This is a genomic window from Paractinoplanes hotanensis, from assembly GCF_023717965.1.
Classification (GTDB): Bacteria; Actinomycetota; Actinomycetes; order Mycobacteriales; family Micromonosporaceae; genus Actinoplanes; species Actinoplanes polyasparticus.
On sequence record NZ_JAMQOL010000046.1, the window covers coordinates 94,523 to 109,730 of the forward strand.

Here is a 15,208-nt window from a genome sequence, read left to right on the forward strand (position 1 = left end):
CGCGGTGACGCCGCGGGTGGCGCTGATCGGCGCCAACGGCCACGGGCGGTGGCATCGGCGCCGTATCGCCGAGTTGCGGGCCGGCGGCATCGTCTCGCTCGTCGGGCTGGCCGACGTGCAGCCGATCGACCCGGCGCCGGACGTGCCGGCCTTCACCGACCACCGCGAGCTGCTGGCCGCGACCCAGCCGGACGTGGTGGTGATCTGCACGCCGCCGCACACCCACCTGCCGATCGCGCTGGACGCGCTCCGAGCCGGCTGCGACCTGTTGCTGGAGAAGCCACCGGTCACCTCGCCGGCCGACCACGAGACCCTGCTGACCGCCCTTCGATCGACCGGCCGGTCGTGCCAGGTCGGGTTCCAGGCGCTGGGGTCGGTGGCGTGGTCCCGTTTCCGCGACGCGCTGTCGCCCAGGACCACCGGGCTGACCGCGGTGGCGTCGTGGAAGCGCGACGACACCTACTACGCCCGTTCGCCGTGGGCGGGACGGCGGGTGGTCGGCGGCCGGCCGGTGGTGGACGGGGCGCTGGTCAACCCGCTCGCCCACGCTGTCATGCAGGCGCTTGCGGCGGGCGCCGCGGCTGGGGCGGGGCGGCCGCGGCAGCTGGAGGCCGAGCGTTACCGGGTGCGGCCGATCGAGGTGGAGGACACCGCGTTCGCCCGCATCACGTTCGAGAGCGGGCTGCCGCTGCTGGTTGCGGTCACGCTCGCGGGCGAGGATTTCATCGCGGGCGAGATCGAAGCGCGCGGCCCGGACGGCACGGCGGTCCTCGAATATCCGACCGACCGGCTGGCCCTCCCCGGCTCCGGCCTCACCGACTCCGCTCGGCTCGGCTCCGACCTGCCCGGCTCCAAAACGCCCGGCGCCGGACTGATCGAGGTACCGGGCCGCACCGACCTGCTCACGGACCTGGTGCGGCATCGCGCCGAGGGCACCCCGCTGCTGGTGCCGCTGGAGGCTACGGCCGCCTTCACCACCGTACTGGAAGCCTTGACGATGCCCGAAGCGCCCGAGCCGCGGCTGCTGAACTCGAGCACGGTCGCCATCGAGGGCCCGAACCGCACGATCCCGGGAATCAACGCGCTGCTGCGCCGGGCCGCCGCCGAGCTGAAACTGCCGTCGGAGCTGGACGTGCCCTGGTCCGCTGAGCCTTTCCGGCGGCGTCTGCCGGTGACATGGCCGTAGTTGGCCCCCCGCAGCGCCGTGGGCCGGCGCCTCGCCCGCTATCACGTGTCGCCGCGCCCGTGAGTCAGAGGTAGCCGCGCGGCCGTCGTGGATCGGACAGGGCCACCGCTCGCCGGTGGCCCTACGCTGCGAAGATGACGCAGGCGGTGGCACTCACGGACTTTCTCGGCACGACCGAGGCCGGCCGGCTGAACCCGGCCCAGCGGCGGCTGATCGTCGAGCAGGCGCTGCTGCTGCTCGAGCAGAACTACGCCTTGCTGCCGTTCAAGGTGGCCCGCTACGGCATCAATCCGTTGCAGCGCCTGCGTCTGCTGCTGCAACGGCTGGGCCGCGACGGCGACCCGGAACTCGAATGGCGGATGCACCGCGAACTGCTCGACGTCTTCAACTCGCTGCGTGACCTGCACACCCGCTACACGTTGCCGCAGCCGTTCAACGGCGTCGCCGTGTTCCTGCCGTTCCTGCTCAAGGAGTTCACCGAGGACGGCCGCCGCCGCTACCTGGTCAGCCGGCGCCAGGCGGAGCAGGCCGAACTGGACGACCCGAGTTTCGGATTCGGCGTCGAGGTGACGTACTGGAACGGCGTGCCCATCGCGCGCGCCATCGAGCGGTTCGGCGAGGGGCTCCCGGGGGCCAACGCCGATGCGCGTCATGCCCGGGCGGTGCAGATGTTCACCGTACGGTCGCTGGCCTTCGCCGCCCCACCCGACGAAGAGTGGATCACCCTGGGCTACCTGGACGCCGCCGGCCAGGCCCGCGAGATCCGGCTGACGTGGAGCGCGACGCCGATCGAGACCGCGGCCGCGTCGTCGGCCGACACACCGCTCGGCGTCGACGTCGAGGGAGCCCAGCTCGCCCGGCTGCGGGCCGAGCTGTTCGCCCCGCAGGCGCTGGCCGGCCTCCCGGTCGCCCGAAGTCCCGAGACGGTGCCGGTCACCCCCGAGCTGACCACGGTGTTCGAGGCGCGCCGGGTCACCGTGGGCGGCCGCACCGTCGGGCATCTGCGCATCCGCACGTTCATGCCGACCGGCAGCGGGATCGTCGGCTTCGTCCAGGAGTTCGCCCGGCTGCTGTCGGCGCTGCCGCCGGACGGGCTCGTGCTGGATGTGCGCGGCAACGGCGGCGGCGCGGTCGTCGCCTCGGAGCTCTGCCTGCAGGCGCTGACCGCGCGTCCCGTCGAGCCGGAGCCCGCCCAGTTCGCGGCAACCGCGCTCAACCTTCGGCTGTGCCGCACCAACGACACCCTGCAGCCGTGGCTCCGATCGATGGAGCAGTCGCTGGAATGCGGCGCGCCCTACTCGGCCGGCGTCGCCTTCACCGAGCGCGAATGGTTCGAGGCCGTGCCCCAGTCCTACTTCGGGCCGGTAGTGCTGCTGACCGACGCCCGCTGCTACTCGGCCACCGACATCTTCGCGGCCGGCTTTCAGGACAACGGCATCGGACGGGTGCTGGGGGCCGACGGCAACACCGGCGCCGGCGGTGGCAACGTCTGGCAGCTGGGCGACCTCATCGGCGCGCTGGCCGGGCAGAAGGAGATCCCGTTCCGGGCGCTGCCGCTGGGCGCCGGACTGTCGCTGGTCATCCGGCGGGTGCTGCGGGTCGGCGCCAACGCGGGCACGCCGCTCGAGGACTACGGCGTCGTGCCCGACGAACGCCACCACTCGACGCGGCGCGACATCCTGGAGGACGACGCCGACCTCATGGCGGCCGCCGTCAAGCTGCTCGGGAAGTCACCGCAGCGCCGGTTCGACCTCGAGTTGTCGGAGGCCGGCGGCTCGCTCACCGCCGTCTTCGCGGTGCTGGGCCTCGACCGGGCCGACTTCGAGGTGGACGGGCGTCCACGCTTCAGCGCCGACCTGGGCGGCAATCCCGGGCCGGTCGAGGTGGCCGGTTGCGCCGGCGCCCAATTGGTGAGGGTGCGGGGCTTCGACGCCGGCGAACTGGTCGCGCTGCGCACCTTCGTCCGCCGCGGCGAGACGTTGCAGCCGCTCGAGACGCTGGCCGACTAACTCCAGCCCGCCGGGGCGCCTGCCGGCGAGGCCAGCGGGAAGCCGGCCTCTTGCCTACGCATGCGAGTATCCAGCGGTGCTCGTTGTCGTTCTGGCCGTTCTGGTGGCGGTCGCGCTGGCCGGGCATCGGCTGATCCCGGGCGGCGGCATCATCGAGACGTTTCTGCCGTGGCTGGGGCTGTGCATTCCGATGCTGGCCCTGCTCGCTTGGCGGCGGCGACCCGCGGTCACGGTGCCGGCTGTGCTGCTGCCGTTGATCGCCTGGTCCGTCCTGTTCGCCCCGGCGTTGCTGCCGGCAGACGAGGGTCACGACCTGATCGCCGTGCAGCACAACGCGAGCGACGTGAACCCTGACCCGGCCGGCACGGTCCGTGAGCTGCTTCGTGTCTCCCCCGACCTGGTAGCGCTCACCGAGGTGCTGCCATCAGCCCTTCCCACGTACGACGCCGCGTTCGGCCCGGCCTACCCGTACCGAGCCGCGCACGGAACCGTGGCCCTCTGGTCCCGGCACCCCCTCACCGAGGACAGCCCGCTCGACATCCGCCCCAGCGCCTTCGGACCCGGCTGGAACCGAGGACTGCGCGCAGTGGCCAAGACCCCGCACGGCGACGTAGCGGTCCATGTCGCGCACCTGCCTTCCGTACGCATGGGTTTGTCGGGTTTCGCGACCGGCCCCCGGGACGAGAGCGCCGTAAAGCTGGGCGCGGCCCTGAAGTCCGAGCCGCTCTCGCGGGTGCTGCTGCTGGGCGACCTCAACGCCACCGTCCACGACCGCGGCCTGCGCCCGATCACCAGCCGGCTCAGCACCGCTCCGGCGTTCGCCTTCAGCTGGCCGGCGCGGGCCCCCGTCGCCCGGATCGACCAGATTCTCGGCCGCGGCCTGACCGTGACGGCGCTGTGGTCGCTCCCCCGCACCGGCAGCGACCACCTGCCGATCGCCGCCCGGGTCCGGTTCTAGGCGGAGGAATCCTCACCTCACGGACGCGGCGGCCGAATGAGGGCGACTGAGTTCAGGCGCGTCGTCGGAGGGTGGGCTGTTGTGACAGCGCATGTGGTGGGAAGCCGGTTCGGGCTGGGTGTCGAGGTTCGGGTGAGTCCGGCCGTCGCCGCGCTGCTGCCCGGGTCGTACGGGCGGATCTGCGACATTCGCTATGACGCGACGCGCGGCGAACTGGAGTACGAGGTTCGCTTCGCGCCGGCCGCCCTCGAACGCTTCTACATCCCCGCGGGCGAGGACCGGTTCTGGTACCGCCCGAACCAGCTCGAGTATCACTCCGGCATCACCGTGTTCAACGACGATGAGGCGGCCTGAGCGGCTCCTCCGACGTCCTGGACGAGCACGGTCAACGCGCGGCTGAGTGTGTCGCCCGGCGGGAGGATCAGCGGTTTCTCCCAAGCGAGGGCCGCGCAGACACCTACGTAGCCGTCGGTTCGGACGAACCAGCGGTCGTCGCCGGCCAGGCCGCGGAACGTCAGCGAATACTTGTCGTCGACGGTCAGGGTCAGTTCGGGGGCGTCGCTGCCGTGTTCGACGCTCGAGACCGCCTTCTCGGCGGGCGGGCAGCGCCAGAAGAAGCCGCCGTAGCCGGCTCCTCCGGTGCGGCCGTTGGTGGCGGGGCTGCCGATGGTCACCGGCTGGTCCGGGGGCGCTGTCAAGGCGTACCGGAAGGAGAGTTCCCACCCGCCGGCTGCGGGCGCGGCGGTGATGTGGCGCTGTTCCGTCAGGACCGTGTGGCCGTTGCCGTCACGCCAGCGCAGACGCTCGGGGGACTCGTGGCGGATGGTGCCGTGGTCGTCGAGCCAGGTGTATCCCCGGTCGCGGACGTAGGTGCGGCCGCCCCAGAAGTTCCAGCCGTTGACGTCGGCCAGCGTGACGGAGGCGCCCAGGTGCCACGGATGGTCGAAGCAGAGCTCATCCGTGACGACTGTGCCGCCCAAGGTGCGTACGGGATGCAGATAGGGCCTCGGGGCCAGCCGGATGTCGAGCTGGGGGTCGGCGACGTAGGTGGCCACCTCGGTGTCGCCCATCTTCACGCGACGGTCGCCTCGTAGCCGGCGATCGCTTCGGCCAGGACGTCGGGGCCGGGCCGCGACCACACCTCTTCGTGGAAGACCTCGACCTCGACGTAGCCGGCGTAGCCCGTTTCGCGGACCGCCCGGGCGAACCGTCTCATGTCGACGGAGCCGGTGCCGGGGAGGCCACGTCCGAGCAGCACGCCGGACGGGAGCGGGGTGATCCAGTCGGCCAGCTGGAACGACGCCAGGCGGCCCTCGCGGCCGGCGCGGGCGATGCCGTCCCACACCCTGTCGTCCCACCACAGGTGGTAGGTGTCGATGACCACGCCCACCGCTTCCGGCGGGTAGGGACCGGCCAGTTCCAGCGCCTGGTCGAGCGTGGCCACCACGCAGCGGTCGGAGCAGAACATCGGGTGCAGCGGTTCGATCGCCAGGCGTACGCCGGCCGCCAGCGCGTCGGGCACCAGCGCGCCGATCGCGTCGCCGACGTGGCGGCGGGCGCCGTCGATGTCGCGGCTCGTGCCGGGCAGGCCGCCGCTGACGAGCACAAGCGTGTCGGTGCCGAGGGCGGCCGCCTGGTCGATCGCGCGCCGGTTCTCGTCGTACCAGTGGGCCTCGTGGAAGAAGCCGCCCCGGCACAACGACGAGACCGTCAGGCCGGCGTCGCGGACGAGGGCGGCCGCCTTCTCCGTTCCGTACTCGGTGACCTCCTCGCGCCAGAGGCCGACCGCCTCGACACCGGCCGCGGCGCAGCCCGCCACCAGGTCGTCGAGCGGCCAGCGCTTGGTGGTCGCCTGATTCAGCGAGAAGCCCTTCATGCCAGGCCCACCGTCGTCAGCCACGCGTCGGCGCGGTGCTCGGCCAGCGCGGCGTCCGGCAGCAGCCCGGCCTCGTCGGCCAATCTCATGAGCGTCAGCAGGTGCTGCGGCGACCGGCCGGACTGGGCGCCGTTCACCATCGTCAGGTGGTCCTGGTGGCCGGCCAGCCAGTTGAGGAAGACGATGCCGGTCTTGTAGTGGTAGGTCGGCGCGGCGAACAGGTGCCGGGCCAGCGGCAGGGTCGGGCCGAGAATTGCTTCGTACGCCGTGATGTCGCCCTCATCGAGCGCCCGGAGCGCCGCCGCGGCGGGCGGGGCGATGACCGCCAGCACGCCGAGCAGCGCCTCCGAGTGGCCCTGGTCGTCGCCCCGGATCAGCGCCGGATAGTTGAAGTCGTCGCCGGTGTACATGCGCACGCCCGCGGGCAGCCGGCGCCGCATCGCGATCTCGTAGTCCGCGTCGAGCAGCGACAGCTTGATGCCGTCGACCCTGTCCCGGTGTTCCTCGATGATCTCGAGCACGGTCTCGCGCCGCCCCCAGTAGCCGGCCAGTGCGGGGTCGAACGCCTCGCCCAGCCAGTGCAGCAGCACCGGCTTGTCCGACTGGGACAGCAGTTCGCCGTACACCCGCTTGTAGTCGTCGGCGTCGCGCGCTGCCGCGGCCAGATGCCGGCTGCACATGAGCACGGGGGTCGCGCCGGCATCGCGTACGTCGTGCAGCTGTTCCAGGTAGGCCTTGGTGATCTCGTCGATGGTCGCCGGTCCCGGGGGCAGCTGGTCGGTGGCCACGCCGGCCACGATCGCGCCGCCGACCGACCGGGCCTCGGCCGCGCTGCGCCGGATCAGCTCGCGAGTGGCCGGGTAGTCGAGCCCGGCGCCGCGCTGGGCAGTGTCCATGGCCTCGGCCACCCCGAAGCCGTACGACCACAGGTGGTGCCGGAACCGCAGCGTGGTCTCCCAGTCGAGGGCGGCCGGGGCGCCCGGGATGTTCTCGGCGCGCTGGTCGGCCGTGACCGGCGCGGCGGCGTACGCGATGCGGCTCGTGAACGGGCCCTTCGCCTGGAACTCGGCGCCGTGGCCGCTGAACCGCGTCATCGGCCGAGCTCCGGGATCTCGAGGCGGCGGCCCTCGCGCGACGACTGCAGGCCCAGTTCGGCCACCTGCACGCCGCGCGCGCCCGCCCACAGGTCGCCGGTGTAGGGGCCGTCCTCGGCGACGTAGCGCAGGAACTGTTCCCACTGCGCGCGGAAGCCGTTGACGAAGACCTCGTTGTCGGGCACCTCCTGCCACTGCTCGCGGAAGCGCTGCGCGGTCGGCACGTCCGGGTCCCACACCGGTTTCGGCGTGCCCGCGCGGGGCTGGATGCGGCAGTGGTGCAGGCCGGCCACCGCGCTGCCGTGCGTGCCGTCGACCTGGAACTCGACCAGCTCGTCGCGGTTGACCCGGACCGCCCACGACGAGTTGATCTGCGCGATGACCCCGCCGTCCAGCTCGAACAGGCCGTACACCGCGTCGTCGGCGGTGGCCGCGTAGGGCTCGCCGGACTCGTCCCAGCGCCGGTCGATGTGGGTGACCGAGCGCGCGGTGACCGCGTTGACCGGCCCGAAGATCTGCTCGAGCACGTAGTGCCAGTGCGGGAACATGTCGAGCGTGATGCCGCCGCCGTCGGCCGACCGGTAGTTCCACGACGGCCGCTGCGCGCCCTGCCAGTCGCCCTCGAAGACCCAGTAACCGAATTCCCCGCGTACGGACAGCACGCGCCCGAAGAAGCCGCCCCGCACCAGCCGGTGCAGTTTCTGCAGGCCCGGCAGGAAGAGCTTGTCCTGCACCACGCCGTGCTTGATGCCGGCGGCGTCCGCCTTGCGGGCGAGCTCGACGGCCTCGGCCAGGCTCTCGGCCACCGGCTTCTCGGTGTAGATGTGCTTGCCCGCCTCGATCGCCGCGTGCAGCGCCTTGACCCGGGCCGAGGTGACCTGGGCGTCGAAGTAGATCCGCACGTCGGGCCGGGCCAGCGCGCCGGCCAGATCGGTGGTCCAGTCGGTGAGGCCGTGCTGCTCGGCCAGCGTGCGCAGCTTGGCCTCGCTGCGACCGACCAGCACCGGCTCGGGCCACAGCACAGTTCCGTCGCGCAGCGGCAGGCCGCCGTCGGAGCGGATGGCCAGGATCGAGCGGATCAGGTGTTGTCGCAGGCCCATCCGGCCGGTGACGCCGTTGAGGACGATGCCCAGGGGGGTGCGATCCATGTCTTCGTTGCCTCCGGCCGAGTTGAACACCTTTAGGTAAGCGCTTTCCTGATACCGTACGGGGCGTGCCGCCGGGCGGGCAAGACCGGCGGCGGTATCCTCCTTTTCTTTGGATCTCGGCGGGGGTGCACGTGGCGACCTTGGCGGACGTGGCGCGCCGGGCCGGGGTGTCCACCGCGACGGCATCGCGGATCATCAATGGCAGCTCGAAGCCGGTGACCGACGAGCTGCGCACCCGGGTGCTGGCGGCGGTGGCCGAGCTGCGCTACGTGCCCAACGCGCACGCCCAGATGCTGGCCCGCTCCAACCGCAACGCGGTCGGCGTGCTGGTCCACGACGTGTCCGACCCGTACTTCGCCGAGATCACCCGCGGCCTGCAGCGGGTCGCCACCGCTCACGGCCGCCTCGTCATCATCTGCAACACATTCCGCGAACCCGCCCGCGAACTCGAGTACATCGACCTGCTGCACGCCCATCAGGTCGCCGCGATCGTGGTCGCCGGCTCCGGCTATCTCTCCTCGGACGCCGAAACCGAACTGCACGAGCGGATGGCCGCCTTCGAGACCACGGGCGGGCGCATCGCCGTGATCGGCCGCCACTCCCACACGTCCGACGCGGTGCTGCCGGCCAACGAGGAGGGCGGCTTCCTGGCCGGCGAGCACCTGTTCGAGCTGGGTCACACCGCGGTCGGCGTGATCGCCGGCCCGGCCGCCCTCACCACCACCGCCGACCGCCTGGCCGGCCTGCACCGGGCGGCCGAGGCCCACGGCCGCACGCTGCGCGTGGTCCACGCCGACTTCACCCGCGACGGCGGCGAGGCGGCCGCGACCAGGCTGCTGGCCGACGAGCCGGACCTGACCGCCGTGGCCGCCCTCAACGACTCGATGGCAGTCGGCGCGCTCTCGGCCATGCGCACGTGCGGCCGCAACCTGAGCGTGGCCGGCTTCGACGACATGCCGATCGCCCGCGACGTCACGCCGGCGCTGACCTCGGTGCGACTGCCGCTGACCGAACTGGGCGAACGAGCCATGCAGCTGGCGCTCGATCCCCCGCCACCGGGCTCGCCGCCGCGGGTCGAGCACATCCGCGCCGAGCTGATCCGCCGCGAAAGCACCTGGCCCGTCGCTTGAAGTCCTGAAAGGCGTGGTCGAACTGCCGATCCTCCTCGGCGGCCTCCGCCGGAGTGGAACGCGCCCGCGTTGATCGCCGTCCGCAAGGCGGGGAACCGCCGCGCGCACGATGCGGACAGGCTCACGCCCTGCCGCGGCGCCGGCTCGGCCGTGAAGAGCACGCTCGAGATCAGCCCGGCTGCGGCGCCACACTACGGCCGGCGGTAAGTGCTGGTCCCGACTTTCGGGTGCACCACCAGACGATCGCGGTCATGACGATGACCATGAAGGTGGGGACGAGCTGGTACGGCGAGCCGACTCCGGCCGAGCGGTCCTGCGTCGCGCTTCCGAGGTCTACCCGCAGGGCCGTGGCCACGAGGAAGGTGAACGTGTTGAGCACGGCGTGGAGCATGACCGCGACCTCGAGCCCGCCCGTGCGCCAGGTGATGATGGCCAACCCGGTCCAGAGCACGAAATACCAGACGATGATGTACGGATCCGTCGCGCCGTGGACGGCCGTGAAGAGCACGCTCGAGCCCAGCACCCCGGCGACCAGCCCGGCTCGTGGGCTGCGTGTCCAGCTTCCGATGACGCGGAACATGAGCCCCCGCACGCCGTATTCCTCGCCCGCGGATTGCAGCGGGGTGAGGAGCACCGTGGCGATGAAGAGGGCGACGAGGTCGGTCTGCGACCAGGGCGACTCCTCAACCGGCGTGAGAGCTCCGAGGACGTTGACGACCAGCCAGGCGGGGCCGAGGACGAGGAGCGATTTGCCCAGCAGGTCGAAGCGGAACCGCGACGTCACGGAGTGCAGGGACGCACCGGGCACGCCGTAGAGCCACCGCTGGATGAGCATGCTCCACGGTATGAGCAGGCCCAGGGCGATCATGGAACTGGCATGGGAGAGCGGCGTGTAGTCGGTGCCGCCCAGGATCGGTGGGGTCTTACCCATCTGAGCGTCGAGGAGCGCGGCGGCCCGGCCGATGACCGTCGGGAAGATGACGAGCCCTGCCAGCAGGAGCAGGATCGCGAGGATGCCGCGGCCGATCCGGCGCTTGTCCCCCGCGAGCACCCGGTGGTATTCCACTGCGGCTGGAACTGACGGGCCGTTGCGGGGTTCGCCCGGAGTGAGTAGCCAGGTCGGCCTGGTTGTCGTGGTCATGGTTTCCTCTGATCGGTCGTTGTTCCCCGGCCGGGTCGAGCACGGTGTGCCGTTACTTCCCGGCTTGGTCGAGCACGGTGTGCCGTTACTTCCCGGCTTGGTCGAGCACGGAGTAACGCAGGCGGAGTGCCCGCTCGGCGCTGGCGAGAGCGGCCCCGACGGCGAGGGCGAAGTTGAGCCAGACATGGAGGTGGACCGGCGATTCGAAGCGTCCGACGCTTTCGGCGATCGCGGGGATCCGTGAGAGCGGTTCGGCCAGCTGCAGCAGGTTCAACCCCACGCCGATGAGCAGCATCAGCACCGAGAGAAAGCCGATCGAGTGACTCAGCGCCGGATGCTCGCGTTCGACGCGGGCACGGCGCCCCTCGGCGGACTTCGGGTCGGGTACGAGCTGGTGCTCCGCGCCGGCGGCGGTGATGTAGTGACTGCGTTTGACCCCGAAGGCGCTGATCGCCACCTCGATGGTGCCGCCCTCGACGGGGAACGCAGCCGGCAGCTTCGACTCGGCGTGGTGTCTGCCGTCGAGATACAGGTGCGCTCGCGCCTTGCCGCTGCCCGTGTCAGCCCGGTACGGCAGGTCGACGGCATACACCGTCCGCCGGCCATCCGGGTGGGTCAGCGGCAGGTAGAGCAGTGCGCGGGTGACCAACTGCCACCAGCGGAGGGGTTTCAACGCCCGCCCGTCGCCGCCCTTGATGCGCCTGACTGCCCGCCGTTGCTGCCATTCCTTGATCACGTTCCTCGCCCACTCCCCGATCACCGCCATCGCACTAACACGCTGTACTAGTGCGAAGCTAGCACGGCGTACTAGTACGATGTAATAGGAGGTGGCACATGGCACAGGGCGACAAGAGCACCGGCTCGCGGGAACGAATCCTCACGGCTGCGGCGGCCATGCTTGCGGAGAACCTGGGGGCGCGGCTGAGCGTGCGCGCGGTCGCGGCACGCGCCGGGGTGAGCACGGGCTCGCTCAGGTTCCACTTCCCGACCCAACGCGCGCTGCAGGACGCCGTCCTCGCCAGGATCTACGGCCACCTGCTCCAGGACGACCCGATCCACGACCGATCGCTGCCCGCCCGGGATCGGCTGGTCAACTGTCTCCGGCAAGTGCTCGCGCCGGCCGGCGTCGGCGAGCAGGCGCGTGCGGCGTGGACCACGGCTTACCGGGCATATATCGCGTCCGAACCCACCGAGGAGGCGCGTGCGGCGTATCTCGCCCTGGAGCGGGGCGGTTGGGGGCGCATCGAGTACTGGCTGACGGTCCTCGCCGATGAAGGCGCGCTGCCCCGGGAGGATCACGCCCGCCGAGTGAAGTTCCTCCTGACCGTCCTCAACGGACTATCGATCGAACGAGCCCTGCCCGCCGAGGACTCGATCCTGAAGTCCGAGACCGAAACCCTCTACATGGCCGTCGACTGCGTCCTCAGAGAGCTATGAGCACGTCTTCGGCAGGTTCGTGTTTTCGGCAGGTTCATATTGAGGTGACGTCAGGGCTGCCAGCACCTCGGGCCGCGGCAGCCGCGCCTTCGAACCCCGCAATTGCAGCCGGCTCGGCGGGGACGGAGCCGGAGATCGCGAGTCCTGGAGCACCTTCGCCGAGCGCGGTGCCGTCGGCGGCGCTCAACCACCTCGCCCGCTGGGCGCCGCCTCGGTACAAGGGATTTTCGGCTGGGGTCGTTTGCAGATCATGGTGATGGGCTGGGGTTACTCCCCAAGGCTTCGGCGGAAGTTTGCAGTGGCCGTCCGGTGCCATTGACGTAAGACGATGGAGCGACCTACCGTGCCGCAGGAAAGGCCTTACCTGAAGGCTTTTCGTTTGCTCGGAGGGGATGCGGCATGCGCAGACGGACGTTTCTGGGGATCACCACCGGGGCCGTCGCGGCCACGTCGACCCTCGCCGGGCGGGGCGCTTCGGCGTCGCCCGCACGGCCGGGCAGCTTTGCTCCGCATGTCGTGGTGGCGGCCGACGGCAGCGGGGACTTCGCCGGGATCCAGGAGGCGGTGAACGCCGCGCCCGCGGGGAACGCGTCGGCCTTCGTCATCGGGGTCCGGCCCGGCACGTACGCGGGAAGGGTTGTCATCGGGGCCGACCGGCCGCTCGTCACGATCGCCGGGCTCGGGCGGCGGCCGCAGGACGTGGTGATCGCGGACGACCGGGCGAACGGGACGCCCAACCCGGCCGGTGGCACCTGGGGAACCACCGGCAGCGCCTCGGTCACTGTGGACGGATCCGGATTCCGGGCGCACAACCTGACTTTCGCCAACCTCTTCGACGAGGCGGCCCATCCGGAGATCACGAACCGGCAGGCCGTCGCCGTGCTGACCCGGGCCGATCGGGTGGCGTTCTCACGGGTGCGCTTCCTCGGGAATCAGGACACCCTGTACGTCAACAGTCCGGCCGCCACGACCGTCGCCCGCGCCTACTTCCGGGATTGCCACGTCGAGGGCGATGTCGACTTCATCTTCGGACGGGCCACGGCCGTCTTCGACCGGTGCCGGGTGCATTCGCTCCATCGCGGAACCACGCCCAACGGCTATGTCACGGCCCCGAGCACCGACATTTCGAACCCGCACGGCTTCCTGTTCACGCGGTGCGCTCTCACCTCTGACACCGCGCCCGCAACCGTGTTCCTGGGCCGGCCCTGGCATCCCAGCCAGGACCCCGACGCGATCGGCCAGACGGTCATCCGCGACTCACGCATCGAAGCCCACATCGGATCGACGCCCTGGAGCGACTTCGGCACCTGGCCGTGGCGGGAGGCCCGCTTCGCCGAATACCGCAACTTCGGACCCGGCGCCTCGGTGACGCCCGACCGGCCCCAGCTGACCCCGGCCGAAGCCGCCACTCAGACCGTCCCCGCCTTCCTGCGCGGCACCGACGGCTGGTCCCCCGACCGCCACTGACGACCCAGCATCCACCACCGTCCCGCGCAGCGAGCACCCCCCGACCGGCGCCCCCGACCGGCCCCCTGCGACCCGCCTCCTCCGACCCACGACTCGCGACCTGCGACCAGCGACCAGCAACCGCGCCCTCCGACCCGCCACCTGCGCCCCCGACCCCACCCGCACCCTCCGACCCACAACCTGCGCCCCCGACCCCACCCGCACCCTCCGACTCGCGACCTTCGGCCCGCGACTCGCGACCCGCGGCCGGCGAGCAGGGCCCTGCGATCGGCGCCGCCGAGGTCTTCGAGCTGCCGGCCGGCGGCCGCTGCAAATTTCCTGCGTTGTTCATTTCATTGACGAGCATGGGCGGTCGTGTGACCGTGGCGGCAAGCGCTTTCCCGCATGTCACAGCGGTGTCACCGATCGCCGGAAGGAACTGCCATGCCTCTCTTCCCTGTGGCCTCGCTGGCTGCCGCGGTGCTGTTCGCGTTCGCTCCGCCGGCTGCCGGGCCGCCGACGACGATCGCTGGGGCTGCGTCCGGCGGGCCGCCTCCGGCCGCTGTGCAGCTCGCCCGGCAGGGCATCGGCGCCGGTGACGGGTGGGCGTCGGCGGGGGCGGGCACGACGGGCGGCTCGGCCGCGGACGACGCGCACGTCTTCGTGGTGCGCAGCCGGGACGAGCTGGTCGCGGCCGTCGCCGGGGACACGCCGAAGATCGTCCTCGTCTCGGGTCGGATCGACCTGCGGGCGGGCCGGACGTGCGACGACTTCGCCGATCCGGATTACTCGCTGGACGCTTTCCTGGCCGCGTACGACCCGGCCGTCTGGGGTCGGGCGGCCAAACCGACCGGTCCGCTCGAGGACGCCCGAGTCCGGTCGGCGCGCGCCCAGGGCGACCAGATCCGCGCGGTCGTCGGCAGCAACACGACAATCGTCGGGATCAACGGCGGGCGGCTCGAGCACGGCAGCCTGGTGCTCACCAACGTCAGCAACGTGATCGTGCGAAATCTCGAGGTCACCGACGCTGCGGACTGCTTCCCGGGGTGGGATCCGACCGACGGTGCGGCCGGCAACTGGAACTCGCTCTACGACCTGGTCTCGCTCAGCGGCGCGACCAACGTGTGGCTCGACCACAACACGTTCAGCGACGGCAACAACCACGACGCCGACCAGCCGCTGCGCTTCGGCCGGCCCTACCAGGTGCACGACGGCGCGACCGACTTCATCCGCGGCTCGGACCTGATCACGGTCTCCTGGAACGACTACTACGACCACGACAAGACCATGCTGATCGGCTCGACCGACACACCCGGCGTGGACGTGGGCAAGCTGCGCGTCACCGTGCACCACAACCGCTTCGGCAACGTCGTCCAGCGGGCCCCGCGAGTGCGGTTCGGCCAGGTCGATGTCTACAACAACCTGTACGTGGCCACCGACGAGGAGTACGGCTACTCCCTCGGTGTGGGCGTCGAGTCGAGCATCTACGCCGAGAACAACTACTTCCGGCTGAGCGCTGACGTGCCCGCCTCCGACGTCATCGCGTACTGGAAGGGCACCCGGATCACCGCGACCGGGTCGCTGGTGCAGATCTCGGGGCGCGCACCCCGGCCGGTCGACCTGGTCGCCGCCTACAACGCCGCCCACGACCCCGACCTCGCCCCGGACGCCGGCTGGACGCCCACCCTGCGCACGCGGGTACACCCCACGGCCGCCGTCCCGGCCGTCGTCAGTGCCGGGGTGGGCATCCGCCGCGTCCTGCGCTGAGGCGGCGCGGACCGCC

General features: G+C 71.4%; 14 protein-coding genes. 8 read left to right on the forward strand and 6 right to left on the reverse strand.

Going from position 1 to position 15,208, the window contains the following annotated elements:
• The first annotated feature begins 4 nt into the window (after positions 1-4).
• The 4 genes from LXN57_RS31515 to LXN57_RS31530 all read left to right on the forward strand — a co-directional run bounded on the left by LXN57_RS31515 (position 5) and on the right by LXN57_RS31530 (position 4,507).
• On the forward strand, positions 5-1,186 hold the full coding sequence (locus LXN57_RS31515; protein ID WP_251801821.1) for a Gfo/Idh/MocA family protein: 1,182 nt from the start codon (positions 5-7) through the stop codon (positions 1,184-1,186).
• 134 nt (positions 1,187-1,320) lie between these two features.
• Positions 1,321-3,195 carry a S41 family peptidase gene (locus LXN57_RS31520; protein ID WP_251801822.1) on the forward strand — a complete coding sequence of 625 codons (1,875 nt, stop codon included), beginning with the start codon at positions 1,321-1,323 and terminating at the stop codon, positions 3,193-3,195.
• 76 nt (positions 3,196-3,271) lie between these two features.
• The gene (locus LXN57_RS31525) at positions 3,272-4,153 is read left to right on the forward strand and encodes an endonuclease/exonuclease/phosphatase family protein (protein WP_251801823.1); all 882 of its coding nucleotides are present in this window, start codon (positions 3,272-3,274) and stop codon (positions 4,151-4,153) included.
• 81 nt (positions 4,154-4,234) lie between these two features.
• Positions 4,235-4,507, forward strand: coding sequence for a hypothetical protein (locus LXN57_RS31530; RefSeq protein ID WP_251801824.1), 273 nt, complete (start codon positions 4,235-4,237; stop codon positions 4,505-4,507).
• Here the strand turns inward: LXN57_RS31530 and LXN57_RS31535 are convergent.
• From LXN57_RS31535 to LXN57_RS31550, 4 genes are read right to left on the reverse strand one after another with little or no spacing between them, the layout of a single operon-like run.
• A complete protein-coding gene (locus LXN57_RS31535) occupies positions 4,465-5,223 on the reverse strand; it encodes a DUF6807 domain-containing protein (protein ID WP_251801895.1) in 759 nt (252 codons plus the stop codon). The genes LXN57_RS31530 and LXN57_RS31535 overlap by 43 nt on opposite strands.
• Before the next feature lie 2 nt (positions 5,224-5,225).
• Entirely contained in the window at positions 5,226-6,029 is an 804-nt protein-coding gene (locus LXN57_RS31540; protein WP_251801825.1) for a sugar phosphate isomerase/epimerase family protein, read from the reverse strand.
• Positions 6,026-7,123 carry a DUF993 family protein gene (locus LXN57_RS31545; protein ID WP_251801826.1) on the reverse strand — a complete coding sequence of 366 codons (1,098 nt, stop codon included), beginning with the start codon at positions 7,121-7,123 and terminating at the stop codon, positions 6,026-6,028. Before LXN57_RS31545 ends, LXN57_RS31540 begins: the two co-directional genes overlap by 4 nt.
• Complete coding sequence (locus LXN57_RS31550; RefSeq protein WP_251801827.1) at positions 7,120-8,271, reverse strand: Gfo/Idh/MocA family protein; 1,152 nt, start codon at positions 8,269-8,271, stop codon at positions 7,120-7,122. The genes LXN57_RS31545 and LXN57_RS31550 overlap by 4 nt, the downstream gene beginning before the upstream one ends.
• Before the next feature lie 131 nt (positions 8,272-8,402).
• Between LXN57_RS31550 and LXN57_RS31555 the strand changes: the two genes are divergently transcribed.
• The gene (locus LXN57_RS31555; protein WP_251801828.1) at positions 8,403-9,401 is read left to right on the forward strand and encodes a LacI family DNA-binding transcriptional regulator; all 999 of its coding nucleotides are present in this window, start codon (positions 8,403-8,405) and stop codon (positions 9,399-9,401) included.
• Positions 9,402-9,570: 169 nt separating this feature from the next.
• On the opposite strand, the gene LXN57_RS31560 is transcribed toward LXN57_RS31555, so the two are convergent.
• Entirely contained in the window at positions 9,571-10,542 is a 972-nt protein-coding gene (locus LXN57_RS31560; protein WP_251801829.1) for a CPBP family intramembrane glutamic endopeptidase, read from the reverse strand.
• An 85-nt stretch (positions 10,543-10,627) separates the two neighbouring features.
• A complete protein-coding gene (locus LXN57_RS31565; protein ID WP_251801830.1) occupies positions 10,628-11,308 on the reverse strand; it encodes a hypothetical protein in 681 nt (226 codons plus the stop codon).
• Positions 11,309-11,376: 68 nt separating this feature from the next.
• Here LXN57_RS31565 and LXN57_RS31570 point away from each other — a divergent pair, with 68 nt between their 5' ends.
• The 3 genes from LXN57_RS31570 (at position 11,377) to LXN57_RS31580 (ending at position 15,192) form a co-directional block, all read left to right on the forward strand.
• Positions 11,377-11,979 carry a TetR/AcrR family transcriptional regulator gene (locus LXN57_RS31570; RefSeq protein WP_251801831.1) on the forward strand — a complete coding sequence of 201 codons (603 nt, stop codon included), beginning with the start codon at positions 11,377-11,379 and terminating at the stop codon, positions 11,977-11,979.
• 399 nt (positions 11,980-12,378) lie between these two features.
• Positions 12,379-13,446: a pectinesterase family protein gene (locus tag LXN57_RS31575; protein ID WP_251801832.1), complete on the forward strand. Its 1,068-nt coding sequence runs from the start codon at positions 12,379-12,381 to the stop codon at positions 13,444-13,446.
• A gap of 423 nt (positions 13,447-13,869) precedes the next feature.
• Positions 13,870-15,192, forward strand: coding sequence for a pectate lyase family protein (locus LXN57_RS31580; protein WP_251801833.1), 1,323 nt, complete (start codon positions 13,870-13,872; stop codon positions 15,190-15,192).
• Positions 15,193-15,208 lie beyond the last annotated feature (16 nt).